The following is a 25720-nucleotide window of genomic DNA, read 5'->3' on the forward strand; positions in this document are numbered from 1 at the left end:
CAGCTTTAAAGCTGAAATCTTATTCATAGGCTCCTTAGGCTTTTAATTTCCCGTCCGTCGGTAATCCCCCGCAATAGAAGCAACCTTCCTATACTAATATTTGAGCACCGACCTCTAGTGAGGTAGTTTTGAAGGATAACTCAAATCGGACAACACAGCGTGTTGCCACTCAGCTCCTGCGAACGGTAAAGCAAGTCGCACGCGAGTTACATCCCCAGCAGCATTTTTCTGCTCAGCTGAATCTGGACAGTTCTTTGGATAAAGATTTCGCTTTTGACAGCCTCGGCAGGGTTGAGCTGCTGCTGCGCCTGGAGCGTACGTTTGAGGTGGTGATCCCAGACTCGCTGCTAAGCAGTGCAGATACGCCTCGTGATCTTCTAAGAGCTGTTCTGGGAGGGCGAAGCCGAGTTTCAGACTCTGTTTTGCCCGAGGTCGAGCGTGTTGATGCAGTGTTACAGGAGTCCTGTCTTGTACCTGAGCAAGCAGAGACCCTTATGGAGGTTCTGGAGTGGCATCTGCTCAACCATCCAGACCGAACTCATATCCGGCTCTACGACCCATATAGCGAGGGTACAACGATCAGTTTTCGTCAGCTGAAGATGGGGGCGATGCGGGTTGCAGCCGGTTTACAAAAGCTGGATCTACGGCCTCAAGAGCCGGTTGTCCTGATGCTGCCGACCTGTGAAGACTATTTTTACAGCTTTTTTGGTGTGCTGTACGCGGGGGGGATTCCTTGTCCGATCTATCCACCGGGCCGCACTAGCCAGATCGAAGATCATCTCAACCGCCATGTCAGCATTGTGCAGAATGCTGCCGCCGGGATCATGCTGACTCAGGCCGAAGCCTTGCCGTTTGCCGGTTTACTGCTGAGCCGGGTGAGATCGTTACGTCATCTGGTGACGGCAGCGGCGGTGCAAACCGAATGCCAGCTCCCGGATCTGCCGAAACTGCACGCAGAAGATATCGCTTTTTTGCAGTATACCTCCGGCAGCACCGGTACACCCAAGGGGGTGGTGCTGACTCATGCCAATTTGCTGGCGAACGTACGCGCTATGGGGGAGGTGGTGCAGGCCAATTCCAACGATGTGTTTGTCAGCTGGTTGCCGCTTTATCATGACATGGGGTTGATTGGGGCCTGGTTCGGCAGTCTCTATCATGCCGCGCACCTGGTCATTATGTCGCCTCTCAGCTTTATTGCCCGACCCCAGCGTTGGCTGGAAGCGATCCACCGATTTCGGGGTACCTTATCGGCATCACCTAATTTTGGTTATGAACACTGTGTCCGTCTAATTGAAGACGAGACACGACAGCAGCTTGATCTCTCTTCCTGGCGTTGTGCTTTTAACGGAGCCGAACCTGTCAGTCCCCAGACATTACGTGCGTTTAGTGAACGGTTTGCTGCTTGTGGGTTTAATCCCGAGGCGATGATGCCGGTATATGGTTTGGCTGAGAGTACCGTAGGGCTGGCGTTTCCGGCTCTGCAGCGGGAGCCTAAGGTGAATCTGATCGAGCGTGAACGTTTCACTCGAACGGGTTGGGCAGAACCTTGCTCTGCTGGAGATAAACGAGCGATTGAAGAAGTCGCCTGTGGACGGGCGTTGCCACTACATCAGCTTAGAGTAGTGGATGACCGTGACCGGGAATTGCCAGACCGACAGGAAGGGCGGATTCAGTTTCAGGGGCCCTCTTCAACCAGTGGCTACTATCGTAATCCTGAGCAAACTGCCGTCCTATTTCATGGTGATTGGCTCGAAACAGGTGATCTTGGTTATTGAGCTCTATGTGACTGGCAGACAGAAGGACCTGATTATACTGGCGGGACGCAATATTCATCCGGCGGAACTGGAAACCGCCATAGGAAACATGGAAGGAATCCGCAAAGGTGGCGTGGTGGTCTTTGGGAGCCGCAGCCTCGAGCGAGGTACAGAGCGTCTCGTGGTGATGGCTGAAACCCGTCAGAAGGATAATACTCGCCGCGCGGAACTGAGTGCTGAAATCAATCGGTTGGCTGTCGATCTGTTGGGGCAGCCGGTGGATGAAGTCTTACTGGTAATGCCAAACCGCGTGCTGAAAACCTCCAGCGGCAAGGTGCGCCGTTCCGCTTGTAAGGCGCTGTACGAGGGGGGGCTCATCAGGATGCCTGAACGTCGCTGGTTGCAATGGTTGCGCATTGGCCGGGAGGAGCTGGCTGGACGGGCGGGAAGGTTCCGGCAGCGGTTTCTGGATTCTGCTTTTGCCGTCTATGGTTGGAGTCTTTACGGTCTGCTGCTTTGCCTCGCTCTGCCGCCATTCCTGTTGCTTCCAAGCGTGAAGTTGCGTTGGAGGGTGATTCGGCAGGCTGTCCGGCTTCTGGGCAAGCTAACAGGTACATCGGTGCGGCTTGAAGGCGCTGAACATCTACCTCCGCATGGGCAAGCCTGTATTTTTGTTTGCAATCATTCCAGCTATCTCGATGGCTACGCACTGGTGGGTTTCTTGCCGCATTGTGTGCGGTTTATCGCCAAAGGGGAATTAGAGGAGAAAAAATTGATTGCTTTTCTGTTGCGTAAAATCGGTGTCGAATTTGTTGCTCGTTTCGATCCGGATCAGGGGCATGCTGATATCACTCGGTTGGCGCATCAGGTTGGGAATCGCACGCCTCTTTTCTTTTTTCCGGAAGGTACATTCACGCGCGTGCCTGGTCTCAGGTCCTTTCATCTAGGTGCATTTACAACTGCGTGTCAGCAGCAACTGCCGGTGGTGCCTGTGGCGATACGAGGAACCCGAACGATGCTGCGCGCGAACAGTTGGTTTCCTAGGCGGGGGCATATCATCATTTCCATCGGTGAGCCTATCCCCAGTCATGTTGGGGACGGAAAAAGCCTCTGGCAGCAGGCATTAATTTTGCGGGATTGCACGCGGGCTGAAGTTCTGAGGCTTTCTGGAGAGGCCGACCTGAATACGGAAACAGCGATCAAAAGGACAGAGTAATTTGTCCAGAGAGGGGTTAGATTGAAGTGCAGTGATGTCGGGAGATTACGATTTGCGCCGAGCTAAGTTATGTTACGTGACTTTATAGCATCCTGGACCCTCTCAGCCAGATTCGGTTAGGTGAGCGAAACGGGTCGATAGACCCATTGCGCCGCGACCTCTGAACGGGCCCGTCATCGCTCTTTAGTACGATGAACTGAATTTTCTTTCTAATATCAATTTCATACACGCATATCTCAACTTTTCCCAGCATCAGATAGGCAGTACACTCTGATCTATTGCACCACGCTTGGTGATCAAATTTTCTGGAGGTTGGGAACAATGTTTCGGTTTTCATCGCGGGTCGGAATACTGGAAATTGTCTTGCTAACTCTGATGCTGTCAAGTTTGAGAATACAGGCGGCGGAAGAATATATCCGTATCGACGAGTATGTTGCTCAACATCCTGAACAGCGTACGGTTATGGATGCTTTTTCCAGGATTGTACGTGCGCCGGCAGAACCGATTGCGACCGTACCAGAACGCCCGGTGCGTATCGCGGTGATCTATCCGGGCTTGCAGACCTCGGACTACTGGCGTCGGAGTTTAGTTTCTTTCGAACATCGCCTTCGGAGTCTTCAACTCCCTTATGAGCTTAAATCCTTCCTGTCACGTCCCTCAGTTGATACCGCACTCCAAAGTCAGCAGCTAGCAGAAGCCTTACAGTGGCAGCCGGATTATCTGGTCTTTACACTGGATATCGCTCCCCAGAGCCGAATGATTGAGCGTTTAATCGCACGGGGAAAACCCAAGCTTATTTTACAGAATGTCACTACACCACTGGTGCGTTGGAAGGCACATCAGCCTTTTCTCTATGTTGGATTCGATCACGCCCAAGGGACCAAGCTAATGGCGGATTGGATGCTTCAGCAGATCAACCACGAGGGTAAATATCTGATGCTGTACTTCTCTCCGGGGTATGTGAGCCAGATGCGCGGTGACACATTTGCCAGAGAAGCCGCTCGGCACTCTCGTGTGACTCAGGTTGCGGCTTACTATACCGATGGAGATCGGGAAAAAGCCTATACAGCTACACTCAGAACTCTGAAGAAGCACCCCGATACGCAGATGATTTTCGCCAATTCAACTGATGTGGCGCTTGGTGCGCTTCAGGCATTACGTGAAAGTGATCGGTTGGACATCCTGTTAAATGGTTGGGGTGGAGGAAATGCGGAGCTTAAGGAACTGAATCATCAAGGGCTTGATGTCACTGTTATGCGCATCAATGATGACAACGGCATTGCGATGGCAGAAGCCATCAAGCTGGACCAGCAGAATCAAGCGCAGCGCGTACCCCAAATATTTTCCGGAGATATAAAGCTGCTGAATAAGGATCAGTCACCCGCTGAGCTTAAAAAGCTTAAACAACAAGCCTTCCGGCTCAGCGATCTGCCACTAGAGACTCAATAAGTGCAAAAAGTACGTTTTTCGACCGTCATTCTTCTATTGGTGTTAGCTTTGTTGGCAGCGTCATCGGCTATTTTGCTGACACCGGCCTACCTTGGCTCTGAGAAAGCACTTCAGCATGAAATAAAGCTGGCGTACGAACGGGACCAGCGTGCTTTGAACAGCCTCATTGAAGCGCGGTTTAAGAATATTCAGCAAATTAGTCAGGAAGTCATTAAAGCTCGAGAGTTGCGCTGGGCGTTAAACGCGAACGAACCAAAAATGATTTCCCGCGTAATAGACACTTTACTTGCGGGGGAGAATGGTCAACACATCGATGCCATCGTGATTGAAAATAGTGACGGCGTCCCTACTGTTGGCACCAATAGCAGCCTTCTAGGCGTACAACTTCCACTAGAAAAGATCAGTCAGCACTACACGCCTTCGGCGACCTGGAGCAGCGTCAATGTGGAAGGTGATAGTGAGTACTACAGCGTATTACGTTTAACCCTGCCGGTGGTTGATGAGCGTTTCGGCGAAGTGATCGGAAAGATGCACACCTTTGTGTTGCTGAACGATAACTACTGGATCATTGGTCAGCTGCAGAGTTTGTTTGGTTCACAGGCTATCTCCCTGAGTCTTGGCAGTCACGTATTGGACGAACTGGAAGGTGCTGCGGGGCAGTTGCACAACTTACATGCCGCAGGTCTGATCTCAGAGGGTGTACTGACGACCGAAAACAGCATCTTACGTGAGCATTCTCTACGAATTGGCAGCAGTGAGCGTTACAGTGTTCGTACGTTGTTGCCGAACAACGCTTACCTTGCTCTAAGGGATGCCTATATATCGAATCTCTCCTATGCAGCACTGTTGGTGATGGTGCTCGGCATTGTCACCATGCTGGTTATTCAGTATCTGACACGTAGCTCGCTGTCCTATCTGACCCAATATGCTGAACAGATCCCTGAAAGTGGTTCACCACAGCCGTTTAGAGGCGGGCGCTTCAACGAATTTGTCCGGGTGGGCAATGCGGTTGAGAAAATGTTGCTGCGGATCCGTGATCGTGACAAACATTTATCCAGTATTATCGACCATTCGCCGGGCCTTATATTCATCAAGGGTATGGATCAGCGCTATCAATTGGTCAATACACGTCTGGCGGAACTGTTTAACCTGACTTCATCCCAGATGATTGGCAAGCGCGATCAAGGGGTGTTGAGCGATGACTTGATGGTGTCTGTGCTGAAATCGGATCAGCAATTGCTAAAGAGCCATCACCCCACCCAGTATGAGATGAAGATTGAAACCAGCAAGGGACTTTGCACCTTTTTGGTGAGTAAGTTTCCGATCTTTTGTGATCAGGGAAATCTGGAATCGATCGGTGGCATTGCGACGGATATTACCGGTATTAAACAGGTAGAGGATCAGCTGAGGCTGGCTCAGCAGGTGTTTGCTGAGACCGGCGAAGCCATTATCGTTCTTGATGAGGAACATGACGTACTGACCTCAAATCGTGCATTTGTAGAGATGAGTGGTGTCAACGAGTGTGACATTACGGTTGCCGCACACAAATTTCTGGCGGCATACCCGGATATTCTCCACCAATTGGAGCATGCTAAACGATGGCAAGGCGAATGCTCATTGGAGTGCGCTGATGGCAGCTCATTGCCGGTACTTGTATCAGCAACGCTTCTCTCCAGTATGGAAGGGAAAAATCGGTACGTGATCTTGTTCCGGGATATCACCAACCTGAAAATAGCTGAACAGCGGCTTCAGCGGTTGGCCTTGTATGACAATCTGACCGGTTTGCCGAACCGCAGTCTGTTCAATCAGCAGTTAGAGAAGGTGCTAAACCGCGATACGCAGCTTATTACAGCAGTGTTGTTTATCGATCTGGATCGTTTCAAGAGTATCAACGATACCTATGGTCATAGTGTGGGTGACCAGTTGCTGCTTCAGGTAGCAGATCGATTGCGCACCTGCGTCAATCTGAAAGATTCGGTTTCGCGTTTAGGGGGAGATGAGTTCACGGTAATACTGCGAGATATACCTGATCGCAGTCAGGTTGAGCCTATTGCCCGACGCATTACCACAGCGTTACGCAAACCTTATGACCTGGGGACTATTCGGTGCTTTACATCTGCGAGTATCGGCGTCGCGATTGCCGGTAAAGACGGTGAAGATGTAGACACACTGACGCGCCATGCCGACCTGGCGATGTATCAGGCCAAAGCTCAGGGGCGCGATATTATCCAGTTCTTTGACCAAGTGATAAACGCGCGTCATCAGCAACGTCATCAATACGAAGAAGATCTTCGCAAGGCTGTCGATAACAACGCGCTGTTTGTCGTATATCAGCCGCGTTTTGATATTAGCGGCCAGCATATGCGTGGGGCTGAAGCGCTGGTTCGCTGGAGCCATCCGGTGCATGGCGCAGTATCGCCCGCTGAATTTATCCCTATTGCCGAAGCGTCCAATTTGATTGTTCAGCTGGGGCGTTTTGTCTTATTTGAAGCCTGTAAACAAGCGTCGGCATGGAATGCCGATGGTTATCAGCTAGGGGTCTCAGTTAACCTGTCTCCTCGCCAGCTGCATGAGCGGGATCTGGTTAAGGATATCAGTCGTGCGCTGAGTGAGACGGGGCTGCCTCCGCATCTGCTTGAATTGGAAATCACAGAAACCCATGTGATGGAAAATATCGATCAGTTTCTCCCGCTATTAAATGAGATCAGGCAGATGGGCGTCACGTTGGCGGTGGACGACTTTGGTACCGGTTACTCCTCTCTGATGTATCTGAAAAAATTACCGGTCGATATCGTTAAAATTGATCGCTCGTTTATCATGGATGTACCGGGTGATACCGATGATGAGAATCTGGTACGTGCAATCATTAGTATGTCCCACAGTCTGCGCCTACGCGTTGTAGCAGAAGGCGTTGAAACTGAAGAACAGCAGCAGTTCCTGTGCAACCTGGGTTGCGATCAGCTTCAGGGATTCCTGTTTGGACGGCCTGATAGTGTCACTCAACTGAAGGAATTGGCCGACCAACAAATAGCGACTCCTCTGTAAGAGCGTGGTGGGTCATCGGGCTATTTGTGCCAAATCAGTAAGACTTCCGGGTTTTATCTTGTAGAACGATTATTGCTTGTCGAGCATTACGGCTAGGGACTTTATGCGCATCGGACGTGATCAGTCCACCGTGACTTTCAGGTAAGGCGTTCAGGGTATCAATGTGCTGGTGTGGAATGATCAACAGATGACAGGGGCCTACGGATCTATATCGTGAAGCACGATCAGTTTGTCGTCTTCATGCACAATATCCGCAGGGATCTCCTTGGTGACGGTTTTGCAGAATAAACCGTCCATATAATACCTCACACTAAGTGATCTCAATTTGATTATCTGCTCGACACGCTAAACATTGGAGACACCAAGAAAATAGGGGGCGAGCAGGCGATTTAGTCGTGTGTAGCTTGATGTTTGCTACGCTGAGGGTATGGCGAAACGAAGGTCAACTCATGTGTGGACGATACAACATCATCGATGATCCCTATACTCGCGCTTTGTTAGAAATTTTGGATATCCATGGGCATCTGGAAACCCGTTATAACATCGCACCAACGGAGAGAGTGCCGGTCATTCGACAGGGCCAGGCGGGTAATGAGCTATCCAGTATGCGCTGGTGGTTGGTGCCGTCCTGGGTTAAAGAGCCTAGCACCCGATATTCAATGTTTAATGCCCGTGCCGAAGGTTTGGTTGAGAGTAGAGCTTTTCGGCATTCCTTTAAGCGTCAGCGCTGTATTCTTCCCGCCAGCAGCTTCATCGAATGGCATACAGAGGACGGTAAACAGCCCTATGAGATACGGGCGGAGACGGGGGCATTGGCGTTTGCCGGTCTTTGGGAGTGCTGGGGAACTGGCGCAGAACAGATCTACAGTTGCGCGATGATCACCACTGATGCCGTGTCAGAATTCAGAGATATTCACACGCGGATGCCCGTGATGTTGGCACCGGATATGTTTCAGCAGTGGTTGGAGCCAGCAATCGATGGTAAAGCGTTGATGCCGTTTTTACTGCCGCAACTGCCCACGTCACTGCTGGTTGTGGCGGTAGATCCGCGCATAAACCTTAGTCGCCTGAAAGAAGCACCTGAACCGATTTCTGAGGTGGGGATGATTGTCGCTACTTAGTTATTCTCTAATAGATTAAGTAGCTCTTTTTGCAATGCTTCGGGTGTCTGTCGTAGTTTTCTGGCGAACTCAGCGGGGACCTCGGTCTGGTCATCATACCTTTCTGCCCAATCAATCATCGCTAGCATCATTGGCATCAGCGCAATGCCTTTCTCTGTCAGGCTGTAGATGTTTTTAGAACGTTTGACTGCGTCTTGGCGTTTACTAACGATGCCATTGTGCTCTAAATCAGCCAGGCGGCTGGCCAGTATATTGGTAGATATTCCCTCCCCAGCTTCTAAAAACTCACTGTAATACTTACGTCCTTTGAACATCAGATCACGAATGATTAAGAAGCTCCATTTGTCGCCGAACTGACTCATACCAAATCGGATAGGGCAGCCCGCCCAATTTTGCTTTTTCTTATCAACCATAAGCAGAAGGGTATCGTTATTGAATTTAACTTGCAAAAAAAAAGCTAACTAACTAAGGTGAATTAAACTTGCAAAAAACAAGTAATTATCAGGAAGAATAAAGATGAAGTTATATGTCATTGTGGGTTCACCTAATTCACGCAAAGTACTCGCGGTCGTTAAGCATGCCGGGATAGAGGTGGATATCGAATACCTTGACCTTTTTGCGGGCGATACCCATCAAGCGGACTATATCGCTTTAAACCCCAACGCCATGGTGCCAACGTTAGTTGATGGCGGCTTTAAATTGTGGGAATCCAACGTAATCATGCAGTACCTAGCCGATAAGGCTGGAGATGATGTCCTCTATCCGAAAAATCTTGCGCTCAGAGCGGATATCGGCAGGTGGCAATCTTGGGAATTGGCTCACTTTAACCAAGCCTTGGGTACGCTGGCGTTTGAGTCGGTAGCCAAACCAAATTTTTTGGGCGCGCAAGGCAATGCAGCGGTTATAGACCATGCTAGGCAACAGCTGGCGAGGTTTGCTCAGGTTTTAGATGCTCACCTGAAAGGTCGGTCTTATATGGTAGGGGACACTATCACTCTGGCTGATTACTCGATGATTCACGTTGAGTTTTTTAAAGAGATGGTCCCTTTTGATTGGACACCCTTTTCACATATAAACGCTTACTTTGATCATATGCGAGAGACACCGCATTGGTTAGCAACTGCACCTGAGAGTGCCGAACAGATAGGCAGAAAACCCTAATATTGATGAATGTTGTATTGGCGGTGCCACGCGCGATCTCGTCGTTGGTTTGACTTAACAGCGACGGTAGCAAGGGGTATTTTACTGACCAATAAGCGCCAGTACATCAGCGCGACCCGCATTGGCCTGGGCTTGGAGTGAAATTGCCACTTCCTGTTGGATGAGCGCGCGGCTGTGTTCAGAAGTGGCTTTGGCCATATCAGTATCGTTGATACGGGAGCGTGATTCAGCGTTGTTGACGGATGCGTCAGTCAGGCTGCGGCTTACACTATCCAGTTGTGCCTGACTGCCGGCAAAGCTGCCCGCCGAATCGTTAAGGAGACTGATGGCACCATCGATACTGTCGAGTGCATTCGCTGAGCTTATATCAAGCGAAAACAGCCCCTGATCGGCGAGGGTGCTTTGCAGATCAGGAGTGTTGATGGCCGTGGAGCTATCGCCTGCCTGAATATTGATATCCCTTTCTTCGTTCAGCAGTGACTGGCCATTGAAGCTGGTTTGTCCAATGGTATCCTGAATTCCCGCAAGTAATTCATCAGCCTGCTTCTGCAGGGATTGTCGATCAGACTCATTCAACGTGCCGTTTTGGGCTTGGAGCGATATTTCGCGTAGTTGTTGCACCGAGTCTGTAATTTTCGAAATGCCACCCTGCGCGATTTGGGCGAGGGAACTGCCATCCATAACATTGCGTAGACCCACTGCGTTTTCATTTATCTCACGAGTCAGGCCGATAGAAACCTGGATACCGGCAGGATCATCAGATGCTCGATTAATACGCTGGCCGCTGGATATTTGCTCGCTGGTTTCTGCAAGTCGATTCGTACTGTGTAGAGAGCTGCTGGATATTGCCGGTGAGTTCAGCTGTAGTTCCATTGCCTTGCGCTCAATATTCATGGATGAGTATTGAGTATACTACGAAAAAAGTATGAGTAAAGTTTGTACAGCTGGTCCGGCTTATTAATACCGGCTTTGTTGAAATACTGAGAATTGAAGGGGGCTAAACTAAGGGCGGCCTAAACCTACCAACCAGGCGGCAAGTAATAGGGGAATGATAAACGTACAGATCTTGCGCCCAGAGCGCCATATCTCGAGTTGTTCGCGTTCTTTTATCGCAATATGGGAGGTGATCACATCGTGCACTTCAGCCCGAGCGGCTTTTACCGCGTTGTCGATCTTCATGCCCAGATACAGCACCATCATATGGCAAACAAGTGTTGCCAGTAGGCTCATTAATAGCAGCCAGCCGGCGGGTGCAGAAAAATTGGCGTAATAAAATTCATACATACATCTGCCCATATGACATTGGGTTTCATCCTGTTACGGGGCTATAACCTAAGTATTGCATAGATCACGGAATACACTTTGTATGACCCAAACAATCCCGTGCTATAGCTCCGTAACGTTGAGGTTACTTTGCATTTCCGCAAAGGGTGTATTCTTAGGCATATAGATCACGGGGCTGCTTAAAGGTGCTTAGAAACAGCAGAGCTATCTCCGTAGGAGCCAAGAGGTTTGTTGTTGCAGCGTGTCGATTGTCGTCCTCTATTTTTAGATGCCATTGATGTGAACGTGCGCTTTTTACTCAATCCGTTAACCATGAGATAGTCGGTCTTGTTGTCATATAATTCCCTTCCGGAACGAATTACAAAATGTGTTGTTATGTCATTTAATACTGTTGAACTTAATCGCCAGCGCCAACCGTTGGAACACATGGACACCGTCTGGCTATTTGGCTACGGCTCACTGATTTTTAAGGTGGATTTTGAGTATCTGGAATCGCGTACCGCCAGTATTCAGAATTGGGAGCGCCGTTTCTGGCAAGGGTCTCATGATCATCGTGGTACGTATGAGGTACCTGGGCGGGTGGTAACACTGATTGAGCGTGAAGGTAGTCATTGTAAGGGCGTCGCATACCGCGTACCCACTGAGGTATTCGATCATCTGGATGTTCGGGAAAAGAACGGGTATCTGCGCTTTTTTACACCGATGACATTTGAGGATGGAAGCAAGGCGGATGGTTTGGTCTATGTCGCATCCGAAGACAACGCCGCGTATTTGGGTCCGGACAAGGACGAAAAAATGGCCAGACAGATCGCTATGGCATCCGGTCCCAGCGGTCCGAATGCGGAATATCTGCTGAAACTGGCGGATGCATTACGTGCTCTTGGCGATCATGATGAGCACGTCTTCCGTCTGGAAACGTTGCTCAAAAGCGAATCGATATAAATCGTCCGGTTACGCCAGTGACATTGCACTGGCGCGAAGGAATGAGGTAAATAGAGTTGAGGTAAAACGGAATAACCCGCCCGCATCTACAAGGTATTGACCATTTGGCCGCCGTCCATGGTGATAACCGAGCCGGGCATAAATGATCCCGCATCGCTGGCGAAAAGCGTGCGCCTTCCTCATTCGTCCAGGCAATCACTTCGATCGGGTGTTCGGTTTCAATCTGATGTTCATGCAGGGTTTCAAGTACTTCTACTCCGGCCGATACACCGTAGACTCCATTGTACTTGCCTCCGGTTGGCTGAGGCTGTAATCACCGGTGGCAGGCTGCGATCGCGACCGTGACGGGCGATCGAAGATGTTGCCCATATGATCGATGGTCACGATACAGCCGACGTTTTCGCACCATTGAATAATGAGGTCCCGCCCGGCTTTATCCTCGTCGGTCAGCGCCTGACGGTTACAGCCGCCGTTGGCCGTAGCGCCGATCTTTGCCATGGCTTGCAATCGCATCCGGAGCCGCTCGCCGCTCGTCTCTACCGTCATCACGTCTGACTTTTTCATTGTTAATTGTCCTGTTTTTTGGGCCCAAAATGGGTCGCTATGGCGACAGTCGCTCTATGTTCCAGCTATCGTTTTGGTCTCTCATATACTGGAATCTATCGTGTAATTGGCTGGCGCCACCTTGCCAGAACTCGATCTGCGAAAGATGTACCCGGGACCCACCCCAAAACTTAGGCAGTGGAACCTCAGTGTCAGTGAAGGAGCGCTTGAGCGCTTTGAACTTGTCTTCGAGCAACCGGCGGGATGAGATGACTTGCTTGGCTCGGATGCCCAAGCGCCTAGCTGACTGTTGCGTGGTCGCAGCAAAAAATAACGCAGGGTTTCTGCACGAGAAAGCATGCTTGCCTGAGCTGAAATAATCACCTGCCGTTCTCGGCCTAGCCATTAAAACATCAGTGATACACGAGGGTTTCCCTTAATCTGCTGTGCTTTCCGGCTGTCCAGATTGGTGAAAAACACGCAACCCTGATCATCAAAGTGTTTCAACAGCACATTGGCAGAGAAGGTTGCCCGTTGGTATCAACAGTCGTGAGGCTTATGGCGTTGGGCTCGCCATCCGAATTTTTAAGGAAAAAGCCTTGGTTTAGCGACTGGCGCTTTTTTGTATCTGCGATATTTGATAGGAAGGTGAGCCCCCCGTAGTGTCAACCTGAGCTGCGTAGGTGCGTGTAGCGAGATAACAGCGGAGATTTCGATACTGGCGCAGAAAGGACGAAGTCCTATCCTTATCGCTGTCTATTTGCGTTATTGCGTTCTTGTATAGTGAATTAGAAGAAGGCGGCGTGGCTTGATGAGTTGTCAGGTGAGATGAACCCCTTGACATTGATGATACTTTCTCTCTCATACATGATCTGTAGCGGACAACGTGTGTGGTACCGCTTAAGGTTCATTAACCGCTGTTATTGTTCGGGTGCCAGGGCAGCAAACGGTCGGTTTCCTTCTTAACTACGGCGTAGCACTCACAGCAAAGCGCCTCAAGCTGTGGGCGGTCGAGCACGTTGATATGACCGCGGTGATATTCGATCACTCCAAGTTTCTGCAACTTGCCTGCGGCATCGGTCACACCTTCACGACGGACTCCAAGCATGTTGGCAATCAGTTCTTGAGTCATGATCAATTGATTACCCGGCAGGCGGTCTAGTGATAGTAACAACCAGCGGCACAGTTGCTGGTCGATTGTATGGTGCCGATTGCACACGGCTGTCTGGGCCATCTGGGTGATCAAGGATTGCGTATATCTCAGTAGCAACAGCAACAAATCTCCGTGGCGGTCAAATTCCTCCTTGAGGCGAAGCGCCGAGAGCTGGAGGGCAGAACCGGCACTCTGAACCAGCGCGCGGCTGGGGGTACTCTCACCGCCCATAAATAAACTTACTCCAACCAAACCTTCATTACCCACCACCGAAATTTCTGCAGAGGCACCGTTTTCCATCACGTTGAGCAACGAAATGATGGAGTCTGTCGGGAAGAACACCTCCTGCTGAATCTCGCCTGCCTCGTATAACACTTTACCGAGTGGAAGAGTGATCGGTTTGAGGTAGGGAAATAGACGCTTCTGCACCTCGGCAGGTAAAGACATCAATAAATGGTTTTGTTGTGCAGAGAAGTGCATTTTTCATACCTGAATATCTTTCAAAATTCATCGTCTTCAATAAGAAACGGCACATGTGTGCAGTACAGTTCCGAATGAGTCATCTGGCAAGTCCGTTCATCCTCAAATAGCGATTTATGTTCGATAGCGAACCGACTGTTTTCAGAAGGGCGCGTAATCTGAACCTAAGGTTGCGTAACGTTGTTACCGAAGTTACTTACACCACATAACCTTGTGGTCATCAAATCTGGGCAGTCTAACAATGGCGCTACAGTCACTGTTATTCCAAGGTCAAACGGGATCAGGAGCGACATGTGAAATGATTATTCAAGGCAGTAAAGGGGATCAACCGGACCCTTGGCGTAACCGGCAGAAACTCGATTTTAATCCAGGCCGTCTGATGGAGGAGTGGCTAAATCGCTACCGTCAAGCGCCACCGGGCGGTCGCCGTTCCCGTATCGCTATGCTAGTGGTATTTGTCTTAGCCGGATTTGGTTTATGGACCGCTTATTATACCGTACCGAGTGACTCGGTTGCGGTGGTGCAACGCTTTGGAAAATACATCTACGAGGTGCCGCCAGGCCTGCATTTTAAGCTGCCTCTGGGTATGGATATCGCCACCATTGTGCCTGTTAAACGTCAGCTTAAGCAGGAGTTTGGTTTTGCAACGCCCGGTGCCAGAGATCCCTACCAAAGCCCCCGGGTTCGTGACCAGAGACGTGAAACTCAGATGGTCACCGGTGATCTCAATGCGGCGTTGGTGGAATGGGTGGTTCAGTATCGCATCGCCGACCCGGTTAAATTTCTGTTTGAGGTACGCGAACCTGCTGAGACCCTGCGCTATGTGTCTGAATCTGTCATGCGAGAAGTGGTGGGTGATCGTACCGTCGACGAAGTGATTACTGTAGGGCGTCAGGAGATCGAGATCGAAGCGCTCGCCAGGATGCAAAGTCTCTCCACTAAATACGTCATGGGGATCAGTATTGATCAAGTCCAGCTGAAAAATATCAACCCTCCGTTACCGGTGCAAGATTCCTTTAACTAGGTCAATCAGGCTCAGCAGGAAAAGGAGAAGCTGATTAATGAGGCACGGCGTGATTACAACAAAGTGATTCCTCTGGCTGAAGGGGAAAAAGACCAGCGGATTCGCGAAGCCGATGGTTATCGGCTTAAACGTATTAATGAAGCAGAAGGTGATGCGGCGCGATTCAGCGCTTGTTGGATGAATACCGTAAGGCGCCGGAAGTTACCCGGCGGCGTATCTATATAGAGACCCTGCAGGAAGTGCTACCGGATATTCAGGCGAAGGTGATCGTTGATATACAAGCCGGTGGCATTTTGCCGTTACTTAATTTGAACTCACGCAGCGAGTTACAGCCATGAATCGTATGAAATGGACCGGTCTTTTCGTGCTGGTCGTGCTGGTTCCTTACCTGTTTTTCAGCTCGGTATATACCGTCAGTGAAGTCGAACAGGTAATTATTACCCAGTTTGGTAAACCGGTGGGGGCTCCAGTGACAGAGGCAGGCCTGAAGCTGAAGCTGCCCTTCATTCAGGAGGTCAATGCTATCGATAAGCGGGTACTTGAATGGGATGGTAATCCGTCGGATATGCCCACCAAGGATAAGCTTTACATCTCTGTTGATCTTTTTGCCCGTTGGCGCATCACCGATCCTCTACAATATTTTTTGCGGCTACGTGATGAACGCAGTGCTCAGTCCCGTTTGGACGACATTCTGGGCAGCGAGACCCGCAATGCAGTGGCCAAGCATGAGCTCATCGAAATTATCCGCACCACCAAGGATCGTGTACCGTTGCGCGATGCATTACTGAGTGGAGGTGAGCGCGCACTGGATACGAGCGCTTGGGTACCGATCCAAAAAGGGCGCCAGCAGGTAGAAGGGGAAATCTTTGTCGCGGCAGCTGAAAAAGTGCGGATATTCGGCATTGAGTTGCTCGATATTCGCTTCAAGCGCATTAATTACAACGAAAGTGTGCGTCCAAAAATTTACGATCGGATGATCAGCGAACGGCGTCAGATCGCCGAGCGATTCTTATCGGAAGGTAACGGTGAGGCCGCACGTATCAGGGGCGATCGGGTACGGGATCTGGATAAGATCCAGTCCGAAGCTTACCGGCAGGTAGAGGAGATACGAGGGCAGGCTGATGCCAAAGCGACCGAAATTTACGCGCGCGCCTACAACCTGAATCCTGAATCCGTGGCTTTCTATGAGTTCACCCGCAGTCTGCAGGCGTATAAAGCCGTGATCTCGCAGAATACGACGTTGGTGCTTTCTACCGACAGTGAATTGTTCAAGTATTTGAAGGGAATGGAGCCGAAAGGTCCTGTCTCACCCGCGGACGTGATGCAAGCCCCACAGTGAAGACAGGTGGCAGACATGATAGCCCGTATCCTGCTTATTCTCTGGGGTAACTTATGACCGATGCACAGAACTACCATGCCGAGCTGCAGCGAACCTTGAAGGTTGGAGCGCAGACCTATCGTTACTACTCCTTACCCGCTGCCTACGCTTTGCTGGGTGATCTTTCCCGATTGCCTTTTGCCATGAAAATTGTGCTGGAAAACCTGTTACGTCACGAAGATGGAATGCATGTCTCTTGGGCGCAGGTCCAGTCGCTGAGCGGCTGGCTGGCGCAAGGTCAGTCAACGGAAGAGATCAGTTTTATGCCGACGCGTATCCTGATGCAGGATTTCACGGGTGTGCCTGCGCTGGTGGATTTGGCGGCGATGCGTGATGCGCTGGCTGAAGTCGGAGGCGATCCGGGGCTGATCAGTCCTCAGGTTCCGGTGGATCTGGTGATAGACCACTCGGTCACGGTGGATCGGGCTGGGGACCGGGCGGCCTTTGACGACAACGTGCGTCAGGAGATGCAACGTAACCACGAACGTTACACTTTCCTGCGTTGGGGGCAGGAGGCGTTTGATAACGTTCGTGTGGTACCACCGGGCACAGGTATCTGTCATCAGGTCAATCTGGAATATCTGGGGCGTGTGGTGTGGTCACAGCCGATGGAAGATGGTGAGTTGCTGGCGTATCCCGATACGCTGGTGGGGATGGACAGTCATACCACCATGATTAATGGGCTTGGCATTCTGGGGTGGGGGGTAGGCGGAATTGAGGCCGAAGCCGCGATGCTCGGACAACCGATCAGCCTGCAACTGCCACAGGTGGTTGGTGTCGAATTGAGCGGTCGCTTACCGCCGGGAAGTACCGCCACCGATCTGGTATTGAGGGTGACTGAACTCTTGCGACAGCACGGTGTAGTGGGGTGCTTCGTAGAATTTTGCGGTAGTGGTTTGTCCGGTCTGAGCCTGCCTGATCGCGCGACCATCGCCAATATGGCACCGGAATACGGTGCAACCTGCGGTATATTTCCCATTGATGAGGAAACGCTGCGCTATCTGACGCTAACCGGGCGCGATCCGCAGCAGGTTGCCTTGGTAGAAGCCTATGCGCGTGTTCAGGGGCTTTGGCATGATGACCGGACACCGTTAGCGTCCTACAGCATTATGTTGCCACTGGATCTGGCCAGTATTATCCCCTGTGTTGCGGGGCCGCGCCGACCGCAGGATCGTCTGCCGTTGCCCGATGTCTCAGCTGCCTTCGAGCAGTTTGTGTTGGAACAAGGGAGGCCGGTTCTTGAGCCGCCCCGATCCTGTCCGGTGCTCGGTAAATCCTACTCTTTACACGATGGTGCGGTGGTGATCGCGGCGATTACCAGTTGTACGAATACGTCTAACCCTGCGGTGATGATGGCTGCCGGATTACTGGCACGTAATGCCCGTTTGCACGGTCTGCAAGTCGCACCTTGGGTTAAAACCTCGCTTGCTCCGGGTTCCAAAGTGGTGACCGATTACCTGCAGGCCGCGGGACTACAGGCAGATCTGGACTATCTGGGGTTCAATCTGGTGGGGTACGGTTGCACTACCTGTATCGGCAATTCAGGTCCGCTGGACCCCGCTATCGCGGGGACGATTGTTCAGCATAAACTCAGCGTTTGCGCTGTGCTTTCCGGTAATCGTAACTTTGAGGGAAGAATCCATCCGAAGGTAGCGGCAAGCTTTCTCTGCTCGCCACCACTGGTTGTTGCTTACGCTCTGGCTGGCCGGGTCAATTTGGATCTTTCGAGAGAGCCTCTGGGCGAAGACCCGAGCGGCCAGCCGGTATTTCTTCGCGACCTCTGGCCCGATGCCAAAGAGATTGCAGACACCGTTACCGCGCATGTTCATCAGACACAGTTTCAACAACGCTATGCTAACGTGTTTGCCGGTTCACACGACTGGCAGGCACTGGCGATAAGCGACAGCCAGCGCTATCCCTGGAATAGCAGCAGCACATATGTGCGTCATCCCAGTTATTTTGATGGTTTGCAGCCGAATCCGAACGTTGTAGAAGATATCGTTGAAGCAAGGATTCTGGCGCTGCTCGGTGATAGCGTCACCACCGATCACATCTCTCCTGCGGGCAGTATCGCAGAAGACAGCCCGGCGGGTGCGTACCTGCAGAGCCGGGGGTTGGATCCCGCTGACTTCAACTCTTACGGCAGTCGTCGTGGCAACCACGAAGTGATGATGCGTGGTACGTTCGCCAATCCACGTTTGCAAAACCTGATGACTCCGCAACAGAGGGGAGGAGTCACACGGCTGGTGCCATCATCTGAGATCGTCAGCATCTTTGCCGCGGCGCAGTACTTTCGGCAGCAGGGAACGCCGTTGGTGGTGTTCGCCGGTGCAGAATATGGCACTGGATCTTCCCGTGACTGGGCTGCCAAAGGGCCTTATCTGCTCGGCGTGCGTGCAGTCATTGCACAGAGCTTTGAGCGGATTCATCGATCCAACCTGATTGGTATGGGGATTCTGCCTCTGGAGCTGGAAGAAGGTTCTCTCCTGAGTGCACAGAAACTGACTGGCGACGAGCGTATCAGTATCGAGGCGTTAGCAGGTCTGACTCAGGGCAGCCGTGTCGATGTTCAGGTTTTTCCTGAGGCCGGTGTTCCTTGGGTGCTCAAGGTTCGCTGCCGTATTGATACCGGAGATGAACTGCGATTTTTCCGTCATGGCGGAATTTTGCAGTGTCGTTTACGTGAACTTATCGCCCAGCTGCCTGATAAAACATGATCAATGCAGCTGAGTAAGAAGGTAAATTATGCATCATAAAGACTCGCCGTTTGTTATCTATGGCACCTCGATCTCACCGGGGTTGGGGCAGGGAATTACCCATGTCCATCAGGACTTGCTTGGGCCTATCGATGTGCCCGTGGATATACCTCACAATCAGGTTGAACAGGAACTGGCACGTCTTGATTTCGCCACCGCAGGCATTTCGAATGATCTTGTCACACTGGCAACACGGGTGGAAAAAGAGATTGATTTGCGCCTGTCTGAGGTCTTTGGGTCACACCAACTGATGTTGAATGATCCATTACTTCAACAGGAGCTGAGGCAGGAGGTCATCGATAATCTGGTCAGTGCCAGTAGTGCCGTAAAGGCGGTGTTCCTGCGATGGGAAAGACGATTTTTGACGTTGGAATCGCAATTCGCCAGAGATAAAGGCGATGATATGCGCGATATATCGATCCGTCTGCACAATGCTCTTGTTGGAGTCACGGTCCATCCTCTGGAAGAGATCCCCCAAGGATGTGTCTTGATCGCCTCCAGGCTGCTGCCATCTGATACCGTTTTTCTCTCTGATCGCGCTATTTCTGCTGTACTTCTTGAATATGGAAGCAGCGGTTCCCATGCTGCCCTGTTTGTCCGCCAGATGGGGGTGCCCTGCTTGTCAGGGATCCCCGATTTGATGAAGACAGTGCCCGCCGATGTGCTCGCCTTAGTGGATGCAGATGCCGGAAACGTTACCCTTCGTCCAGAGAAAAGACAGCAGGCTATTTTCCATCAAAAGGTTGAAACGAAAGCTCAGGCATATCGGTTGGCGATAGAAAATGCACGTGGTCCGGCCGTCACCCTTGACGGAATTAAAATCTCTGTTGTGGCTAACGTGGGGAGTGATCATGATACCCAGCAGGCGATGATTAACGGTGCTGAAGGTGTAGGTTTGTACCGTATGGAGCAGGCTTATTTAGGGCGTACAGAACCTCCTTCCACCGCTGAACTGGTCGCTGAGATGACGCAGGTATTAGCAGCGGCCAAGGGGCGTTCGGTGTGTGTGAGATTGTTGGATGTGGGGGCCGACAAGCCCTTGCCGTTTCTGGCATTCTTTGCCGAATCTAATCCCGCTTTAGGGCGACGGGGGATCCGGTTACTGCTGGAGTATCCTGAACTTCTTAGAACGCAGTTACGCGCGGTATTGGAGCTGTCTGGCGAATTTGATGTGCGTATTCTGATACCGATGGTTACGCTGCCCGAGGATATTGTTGCAGTCAAAGATCTTTTGCTACCGCTTTGTTGTGAGATGCATGTTGGCGTTCCCAAAATCGGCGCAATGATCGAAACACCAGCCGCCGCATTATCCTCGAAAGCAATCGCGAGACATGTCGATTTTCTGAGTTTCGGAACCAACGACCTCACTCAGTACACCTGTGCGGCCGATCGGGAAAATGCATCGGTGGAACGTTATTTTAACGATGCATCTGATCCTATCTTCAGATTACTGTCTCTGGTGCACGAGGATGTACCTCATATGCCATTGTCTGTGTGCGGCGAACTCGCAGGGCGGCCTGAACATGTTGCCAAACTGCTTACGTGTGGGATACGGACATTAAGTGTTGCGGCTCCTCTGATTCCAATTGTCAAAGAGGCTATCCGTAATTGTTCAATCTACTCCGATTGAGTGTTTATGCTGGGCTGCGACTGATAGCTTTGGCGATAATCGACTTGTAAAACCCCTCATCGCGGAGTGCCCTATGGGGGTTATCCCGAAATATCTGATTGACAACCTGATACTGTTATTCGGAGTGATCTCAGGGCCTGCCTAGCCCAACCACCCACGCTGCGAAAAAGAATGGGATGATCCAGATACACAACCTGCGAGCGGAGCGCCAGATTTCGAGTAGTTCTCGCTCTCTGATGGCAATCTGGGACACCACTGCGTCATGCACTTCTTCGCGAGCGGTGTGTACAGCCCGATCTATCTTCAGGGTTAGATACAGGACAATAAGGTGGCAAAGTGTTACAGCTAAGAGACTCAGAAGCAGAAGCCAGCCTGCGGGTGCCGTTAAATTTACATAGTGAAACTCATACATATAGAGACCTGTATGAAGTTGAGTTTGGTTTTTGCGGCATCTAACCTAATTATTACACAATGAGTCATGGACTCTGTTTTGGTTGTTTCGCACGGTGCTTTATGACGCTGAGAGTGTGGTCTTTATTTCTACTCGTGGCAGAGATGGCAGAGAAAATGGTCTTTTGAATGCTGTTTTGCAGCAACTACACTTATTTAAAGTATGCACATCGCGTGTGGTGTTGCTCGAAGTGAGCTCTGTGTGCGTTATTCGAACGTGTCAGGAATACATAGAATATGGCTTTATCGAGTGAGTTCGAAGAAAAGGATGGTTATGTGATTGCCCGTATATCGGGTGTGGAAGCGTTGCCAAACGAGTACCACGAGCAGGTCAGGCTGATTCTGGCGTACTGTGAGGCGACTCAGTGTTTTAACGTACTTATTGATGAGACTGAGGCGCACAGCTGCTTTACGGTCAAGCAGGAGTATGAGCTATCAAGCTGGTTATTAAGTAATCCGTTGATGGTCAAAATGAAGCGTATTGCCTGGATCGGTAAGCAAGATAAGTATGAGCGGGCGAAAGTTTTTGAGGGTTTTACACGGATTCAAGATATAGACTTTCATGTCTTCCGTAGGCGTGAGGGAGCTGAGCGCTGGTTGCGTGGCGGGTCGCGTTAGTTCTGTTTTTGGCACAGCTTGATCGATCACATCAGGCGGAATCGATCCACTCCACAATCGTGGAAAGCATGTAGCCCGCCCCGTATACCGTTTTGATAATGCGCGGTTCTTTAGGGTCGGCTTCAAGCTTCTTACGCGGGCGGGACATGCGTGAATCGATACTGCGGTCATACGGAATGGCTTGTTCGCCCAGCAGTCGGTCACGGGATAGGATTTGCTGTGGTGCCCGCAGCAGGGTTCCCAGCAGGTCTGCTTCTGCGGTACTTAACGTTAAGATGTCACCTGAATCACGGGTGAGGGTTAAGGTGGCAGGGTTAAACGTCCAGTCGGCGAACCGTGCCTGCTTAATGTTGCTGGGGCGGGGTTGGCTGTCATCTTTACCGATGCGTCGCAGCAGGCTGTGTACGCGGGCGACCAGCTCGCGGGGTTCGAAGGGTTTGGTGATGTAGTCATCAGCGCCCAGTTCAAGTCCCAATACCCGGTCCGGTAAGCTGCCGCGCCCGGATAGAATTAATACGCCAACGTTGGCGTTGTCACAGAGTTCCTTGACCAGTGCCAGCCCGTCCATATCCGGTAAGCCCAGATCAACAATACAAAGCGCGGGAGGCTGGCGTTTGATGGCCTGTAGCGCCTGAGCGCCGGTTTGATAGGCACGAATATCAAAGCCATAGTATTCCAACTCTGTACAGACCAGATCACAGATATCTTTTTCGTCATCAACAACGTAGATCAGGTCGCTTTTGCCCATACCCGCTATCCTTAGTCCTGTTTATTGTTAGAAGGTGTGATCGGGTTTACTGACTGCATGGCGTTATTGATCGCCTCTGCCAGCGCGTCCCGGTCAAACGGTTTACGCAAAACCTTCCACTGTAAATCTTTTGTGCTGGCCTGATGGTTGTTGGCGTAACCGCTGATCAACACAATAGTACTCGCTGCATCCCGCTGACGCATCAGGCCTGCCAATCCAAAGCCGTTCAGACGACCGGGCATATCGATATCGGTGACCAGCCCATCCAGTTCCGGCAGGGTGGTGATCAATTGTTCTGCTTCATCGGCATCGGCGGCTTCCAGCACGGTAAACCCAAGCGAAACCAGTTGCTCGCGTACCACGGCGCGAACATCGCGATCATCCTCTACCAGCAATAAAAGCTGATCTGTGAAGTCCAGTCGGTCTGAAGGGGGAGCTTCCGGAGTGCGTATAGTATCGATCAATTCTGTGGCGGCGGGCAGTAGCAGCGACACGGAGGCGCCCCGTTCCGGACGGTTAACGATGGTAATGTAACCACGGGATTGTTTGATAAAACCGTACACCATACTCAATCCCAGCCCTGAACCCTGGCCGCTGCCCTTGGTGGTATAAAAGGGTTCACAGGCTTGTGCCAGCGCTTCCTCTGAGAAGCCGCTACCGGTGTCATTCACCTGAATTTCGATGTAATCACCTGCGGTGACGGGTTCGTCGTATTCCAATGGTTGCGTGATACTGATTGGTTGTACGCGAAACTCAATTTCGCCGCCTTCGGGCATCGCATCTTTGGCGTTCAGGGCCAGATTGACCAGTGCATTTTCCAGCTGGCCGGGATCAACGAACAGCGAGGTGTCTTCGGCAATGTGTTGAGTGACGGTTATGTCACAAGGCAGAGAGCTGGACACCAGTTCAACTGTATCTTGCAGCAACGCTGGCAGGTGTACACAGGTGGGGGTCAGTGCCTGACGCCGTGAAAACGCTAAGAGACGGGCGGTAATGTCAGCACCACGGCGGGAGGCCCGCACAGCAGGTGTCATATACTTTTGCAGTCCCTCCACATCGGAAAAACGGTCACTGGCGGCGAGTAAATTCCCCAGAATGACGGATAACAGATTATTGAAATCATGTGCCAGTCCGCCCGCGAGCTGTCCTACAGCACTCATGCGTTGTGCCTCGGTCAGGCGTCGTTCGGCCTCCTTTTCGGCTGTAATATCCAGAGACAGATTGAGTAAACCGATCACCTCCCCATTGCTGTCGAGATCTGGCAGCAGCAGGCGTTTGGTTATGATCTCCCGACCGTTCAGGTCAAAGCGATATTCAAAGGCGACCTCGCTTCCCGACAGACATTGAGTGATCTGGGGACGGATACTAGCCATCATTTCCGGTCCAATCACCGCATCAATCGTGTTGCCGACAATCTGCGTTTTGTCGCGCTCAAACAGGTCTGCATAGCCTTGATTGACGAAGTGATAACGCAGGCCTTTATCCAGATATGCGATCTGTGCCGGCAGGGCGTCCAGAATCAGGCGTTGTCGTTCTTCCAACTGTGCCAGCTCCTGGGTGCGTTCCTGCACTGTGCTGTCCAACGTCTGAATGTTCGTGCGCAGGCGGTGCACCATCGTATCGAACGTGCGTGCGAGCATGCCTAGCTCATCATCGCGTTCGATGCCGCTGCGGGCGGTCAGGTCTCCGCTGCGCACCCGTTCAGCGGTACGGGCCAGCTGTTTGATGGGTTGCACAATGCGGTTCACAAAAAATACGGCCAGCGTAATCGCCAGCAGAATCGAAATCAGGGCGATCGTCAGTATCCGCTGACTCAGAAGGACTGAGCTATGGCGTAATTCATCCACGTAGACCGACGAGCAGATGTACCAGCCGAAACCTTCCAATGAGCGCACTAAGGAGATCTTGTCGTAAACGTAGTTACCCGGATCTGAGGGTTTATCCCACTTGTAGTGCAGTTCGTTGCCGGTATCTGCAACTTTGATCAGTTCACCGATAATCGGCTGGCCGGAGGCGGGATTGATCAGCTCGAGTGCGCTGGTTTGATCGATATTGGGATTTGGGTGGGCGAGCAGGTGACCGTCTTTATCGAAGATATAGAGATAGCCGGTTTTCGCGATTTGGATTTCGCTGAGTGCTTCGCGGACTTCCTGAATAGCCGCCTGCTTGCGAGCCTGGACTTCAATTTCCAGATCATCCAGATACAACCCGCTGCCAATAACAAAGCCCCATTGCGGATAGTTTTTCACATAGGACAGTTTGGCGATCGGAGGGCCTTCATTTAGTCGTTGCCATTTGTACTGGTAAAAACCTTCGCCCTCGTTTACCGCCGCATTGATGACCTCACGGATGATACTGCTTTGATCCCGGTTATCCGTTTGGGAGATCTCAAAACCCTGAAAGCGGGGATCCGGATGAGAGAGTAAAGTGGCGTCATGATCGGCCACCCAGATGTAGCCATCGCTGCCGTACTTAAAGTTTCGCAGGTTTTCGAACACACGTGCGCGGGCCTGATTGACGTTCAGGTTGTCTTTTTGGGCTTCGCGGAAGGTGTTGATGACCTGTGCTTCGGTCAGTTCAACCACCGCTTTCAGGCGTTGTTTATGCGCATCCAGTGATTGCTCGCGATAGCCCTCCAGATTGGAGTACATCTTGTTCGCCAGCTGAAAGACGTTGTTCAGTGCCAGCCGGGCGGAGTTGCGCTCAATCGCGTACACCTCTTTTTGAATCAAAGGGACGGAGTAGATATAGATGGCGCAGAACATCACGGCGATGATCATCAGTATCACCCAGAAAAAGCGCCGTACCAGCTTTGTGCCTGACATCATCGAACGTACAACCTGTCTGTCATTTCCATTCAGTCTACTGTCAATCTGAGTCGAATTCTTCCCGTGCGCACATTTCGGTGCATTTGTGGCAAACCGTTGCCAAAGTCTTTTTGTTGAATGGATCTGTCCGCGGCGTTGAG

The 25720-nt window shown here is 51.3% G+C and carries 22 protein-coding genes; 13 read left to right on the forward strand and 9 right to left on the reverse strand.

The window, feature by feature from the left end; translation table 11 throughout:
- Positions 1–128 precede the first annotated feature (128 nt).
- The 5 genes from IOQ59_RS21140 (at position 129) to IOQ59_RS07700 (ending at position 8585) form a co-directional block, all read left to right on the forward strand.
- Positions 129–1775 (forward strand): AMP-binding protein, encoded by a 1647-nt coding sequence (locus IOQ59_RS21140; RefSeq protein ID WP_228050758.1) that lies wholly within the window; start codon positions 129–131, stop codon positions 1773–1775.
- Entirely contained in the window at positions 1696–2970 is a 1275-nt protein-coding gene (locus tag IOQ59_RS21145) for a 1-acyl-sn-glycerol-3-phosphate acyltransferase (RefSeq protein WP_371871838.1), read from the forward strand. The genes IOQ59_RS21140 and IOQ59_RS21145 overlap by 80 nt, the downstream gene beginning before the upstream one ends.
- 321 nt (positions 2971–3291) lie before the next feature.
- Positions 3292–4419, forward strand: a complete 1128-nt coding sequence (locus tag IOQ59_RS07690) for a substrate-binding domain-containing protein (protein ID WP_193952686.1) — start codon at positions 3292–3294, stop codon at positions 4417–4419.
- Positions 4420–7464, forward strand: a complete 3045-nt coding sequence (locus tag IOQ59_RS07695) for an EAL domain-containing protein (RefSeq protein WP_193952687.1) — start codon at positions 4420–4422, stop codon at positions 7462–7464. It abuts the gene before it with no gap.
- Positions 7465–7913: 449 nt separating this feature from the next.
- Entirely contained in the window at positions 7914–8585 is a 672-nt protein-coding gene (locus IOQ59_RS07700; protein WP_193952688.1) for an SOS response-associated peptidase, read from the forward strand.
- On the opposite strand, the gene IOQ59_RS07705 is transcribed toward IOQ59_RS07700, so the two are convergent.
- Positions 8582–8998, reverse strand: coding sequence for a winged helix-turn-helix transcriptional regulator (locus tag IOQ59_RS07705; RefSeq protein ID WP_193952689.1), 417 nt, complete (start codon positions 8996–8998; stop codon positions 8582–8584). The genes IOQ59_RS07700 and IOQ59_RS07705 overlap by 4 nt on opposite strands.
- Before the next feature lie 103 nt (positions 8999–9101).
- Between IOQ59_RS07705 and IOQ59_RS07710 the strand changes: the two genes are divergently transcribed.
- A complete protein-coding gene (locus IOQ59_RS07710) occupies positions 9102–9746 on the forward strand; it encodes a glutathione S-transferase family protein (RefSeq protein WP_193952690.1) in 645 nt (214 codons plus the stop codon).
- 81 nt (positions 9747–9827) lie between these two features.
- Here IOQ59_RS07710 and IOQ59_RS07715 read toward each other — a convergent pair whose 3' ends face one another.
- Together IOQ59_RS07715 and IOQ59_RS07720 are read right to left on the reverse strand one after the other, a co-directional pair.
- Positions 9828–10640 carry a flagellin gene (locus IOQ59_RS07715; RefSeq protein ID WP_193952691.1) on the reverse strand — a complete coding sequence of 271 codons (813 nt, stop codon included), beginning with the start codon at positions 10638–10640 and terminating at the stop codon, positions 9828–9830.
- Positions 10641–10748: 108 nt separating this feature from the next.
- Complete coding sequence (locus IOQ59_RS07720) at positions 10749–11030, reverse strand: hypothetical protein (RefSeq protein ID WP_193952692.1); 282 nt, start codon at positions 11028–11030, stop codon at positions 10749–10751.
- 375 nt (positions 11031–11405) lie between these two features.
- Between IOQ59_RS07720 and IOQ59_RS07725 the strand changes: the two genes are divergently transcribed.
- Complete coding sequence (locus IOQ59_RS07725; protein WP_193952693.1) at positions 11406–11972, forward strand: gamma-glutamylcyclotransferase; 567 nt, start codon at positions 11406–11408, stop codon at positions 11970–11972.
- A gap of 252 nt (positions 11973–12224) precedes the next feature.
- Here IOQ59_RS07725 and IOQ59_RS21155 read toward each other — a convergent pair whose 3' ends face one another.
- The 4 genes from IOQ59_RS21155 to IOQ59_RS07745 form a co-directional block, all read right to left on the reverse strand.
- A complete protein-coding gene (locus IOQ59_RS21155) occupies positions 12225–12536 on the reverse strand; it encodes a hypothetical protein (RefSeq protein WP_228050759.1) in 312 nt (103 codons plus the stop codon).
- A 37-nt stretch (positions 12537–12573) separates the two neighbouring features.
- Positions 12574–12921: a pyridoxine 5'-phosphate oxidase C-terminal domain-containing protein gene (locus IOQ59_RS21585; protein WP_228050760.1), complete on the reverse strand. Its 348-nt coding sequence runs from the start codon at positions 12919–12921 to the stop codon at positions 12574–12576.
- Positions 12921–13028, reverse strand: a complete 108-nt coding sequence (locus tag IOQ59_RS21590) for a pyridoxamine 5'-phosphate oxidase family protein (RefSeq protein WP_371871839.1) — start codon at positions 13026–13028, stop codon at positions 12921–12923. Before IOQ59_RS21590 ends, IOQ59_RS21585 begins: the two co-directional genes overlap by 1 nt.
- A gap of 397 nt (positions 13029–13425) precedes the next feature.
- Positions 13426–14148 (reverse strand): Crp/Fnr family transcriptional regulator, encoded by a 723-nt coding sequence (locus IOQ59_RS07745; protein ID WP_193952696.1) that lies wholly within the window; start codon positions 14146–14148, stop codon positions 13426–13428.
- A 298-nt stretch (positions 14149–14446) separates the two neighbouring features.
- Between IOQ59_RS07745 and hflK the strand changes: the two genes are divergently transcribed.
- The 6 genes from hflK (at position 14447) to IOQ59_RS07770 (ending at position 22004) form a co-directional block, all read left to right on the forward strand.
- Positions 14447–15172, forward strand: a complete 726-nt coding sequence (hflK, locus tag IOQ59_RS21160) for a protease modulator HflK (protein WP_228050761.1) — start codon at positions 14447–14449, stop codon at positions 15170–15172.
- A gap of 170 nt (positions 15173–15342) precedes the next feature.
- Positions 15343–15510: a hypothetical protein gene (locus tag IOQ59_RS21165; protein WP_228050762.1), complete on the forward strand. Its 168-nt coding sequence runs from the start codon at positions 15343–15345 to the stop codon at positions 15508–15510.
- Complete coding sequence (gene hflC, locus IOQ59_RS07755) at positions 15507–16511, forward strand: protease modulator HflC (protein ID WP_228050763.1); 1005 nt, start codon at positions 15507–15509, stop codon at positions 16509–16511. The genes IOQ59_RS21165 and hflC overlap by 4 nt, the downstream gene beginning before the upstream one ends.
- 53 nt (positions 16512–16564) lie before the next feature.
- Positions 16565–19267, forward strand: a complete 2703-nt coding sequence (gene acnA / locus IOQ59_RS07760) for an aconitate hydratase AcnA (protein WP_193952697.1) — start codon at positions 16565–16567, stop codon at positions 19265–19267.
- 28 nt (positions 19268–19295) lie between these two features.
- Complete coding sequence (gene ptsP / locus IOQ59_RS07765; protein ID WP_193952698.1) at positions 19296–20936, forward strand: phosphoenolpyruvate--protein phosphotransferase; 1641 nt, start codon at positions 19296–19298, stop codon at positions 20934–20936.
- 687 nt (positions 20937–21623) lie between these two features.
- Positions 21624–22004, forward strand: coding sequence for a hypothetical protein (locus IOQ59_RS07770; protein WP_193952699.1), 381 nt, complete (start codon positions 21624–21626; stop codon positions 22002–22004).
- A 31-nt stretch (positions 22005–22035) separates the two neighbouring features.
- Here the strand turns inward: IOQ59_RS07770 and IOQ59_RS07775 are convergent, their stop codons facing one another.
- Together IOQ59_RS07775 and IOQ59_RS07780 are read right to left on the reverse strand one after the other, a co-directional pair.
- Positions 22036–22752 (reverse strand): response regulator transcription factor, encoded by a 717-nt coding sequence (locus IOQ59_RS07775; RefSeq protein ID WP_193952700.1) that lies wholly within the window; start codon positions 22750–22752, stop codon positions 22036–22038.
- An 11-nt stretch (positions 22753–22763) separates the two neighbouring features.
- Complete coding sequence (locus tag IOQ59_RS07780) at positions 22764–25580, reverse strand: cache domain-containing protein (protein WP_193952701.1); 2817 nt, start codon at positions 25578–25580, stop codon at positions 22764–22766.
- Between the last annotated feature and the right edge of the window lie 140 nt (positions 25581–25720).

This window comes from Pontibacterium sinense (assembly GCF_015209595.1).
Taxonomy (GTDB): domain Bacteria; phylum Pseudomonadota; class Gammaproteobacteria; order Pseudomonadales; family Balneatricaceae; genus Pontibacterium; species Pontibacterium sinense.

What these genes read in the sequence shown, in the direction of transcription:
- IOQ59_RS07690 (WP_193952686.1), top strand. Translation starts at nt 3,292, where the DNA reads ATGTTTCGGTTTTCATCGCGGGTCGGAATACTGGAAATTGTCTTGCTA.
- IOQ59_RS07700 (WP_193952688.1), top strand. Translation starts at nt 7,914, where the DNA reads ATGTGTGGACGATACAACATCATCGATGATCCCTATACTCGCGCTTTG.
- IOQ59_RS07705 (WP_193952689.1), bottom strand. Translation starts at nt 8,998, where the DNA reads ATGGTTGATAAGAAAAAGCAAAATTGGGCGGGCTGCCCTATCCGATTT.
- IOQ59_RS07710 (WP_193952690.1), top strand. Translation starts at nt 9,102, where the DNA reads ATGAAGTTATATGTCATTGTGGGTTCACCTAATTCACGCAAAGTACTC.
- IOQ59_RS07715 (WP_193952691.1), bottom strand. Translation starts at nt 10,640, where the DNA reads ATGAATATTGAGCGCAAGGCAATGGAACTACAGCTGAACTCACCGGCA.
- IOQ59_RS07720 (WP_193952692.1), bottom strand. Translation starts at nt 11,030, where the DNA reads ATGTATGAATTTTATTACGCCAATTTTTCTGCACCCGCCGGCTGGCTG.
- IOQ59_RS07725 (WP_193952693.1), top strand. Translation starts at nt 11,406, where the DNA reads ATGTCATTTAATACTGTTGAACTTAATCGCCAGCGCCAACCGTTGGAA.
- IOQ59_RS21155 (WP_228050759.1), bottom strand. Translation starts at nt 12,536, where the DNA reads ATGAAAAAGTCAGACGTGATGACGGTAGAGACGAGCGGCGAGCGGCTC.
- IOQ59_RS21585 (WP_228050760.1), bottom strand. Translation starts at nt 12,921, where the DNA reads ATGGCTAGGCCGAGAACGGCAGGTGATTATTTCAGCTCAGGCAAGCAT.
- IOQ59_RS07745 (WP_193952696.1), bottom strand. Translation starts at nt 14,148, where the DNA reads ATGCACTTCTCTGCACAACAAAACCATTTATTGATGTCTTTACCTGCC.
- hflK (WP_228050761.1), top strand. Translation starts at nt 14,447, where the DNA reads ATGATTATTCAAGGCAGTAAAGGGGATCAACCGGACCCTTGGCGTAAC.
- hflC (WP_228050763.1), top strand. Translation starts at nt 15,507, where the DNA reads ATGAATCGTATGAAATGGACCGGTCTTTTCGTGCTGGTCGTGCTGGTT.
- acnA (WP_193952697.1), top strand. Translation starts at nt 16,565, where the DNA reads ATGACCGATGCACAGAACTACCATGCCGAGCTGCAGCGAACCTTGAAG.
- ptsP (WP_193952698.1), top strand. Translation starts at nt 19,296, where the DNA reads ATGCATCATAAAGACTCGCCGTTTGTTATCTATGGCACCTCGATCTCA.
- IOQ59_RS07770 (WP_193952699.1), top strand. Translation starts at nt 21,624, where the DNA reads ATGGCTTTATCGAGTGAGTTCGAAGAAAAGGATGGTTATGTGATTGCC.
- IOQ59_RS07775 (WP_193952700.1), bottom strand. Translation starts at nt 22,752, where the DNA reads ATGGGCAAAAGCGACCTGATCTACGTTGTTGATGACGAAAAAGATATC.
- IOQ59_RS07780 (WP_193952701.1), bottom strand. Translation starts at nt 25,580, where the DNA reads ATGATGTCAGGCACAAAGCTGGTACGGCGCTTTTTCTGGGTGATACTG.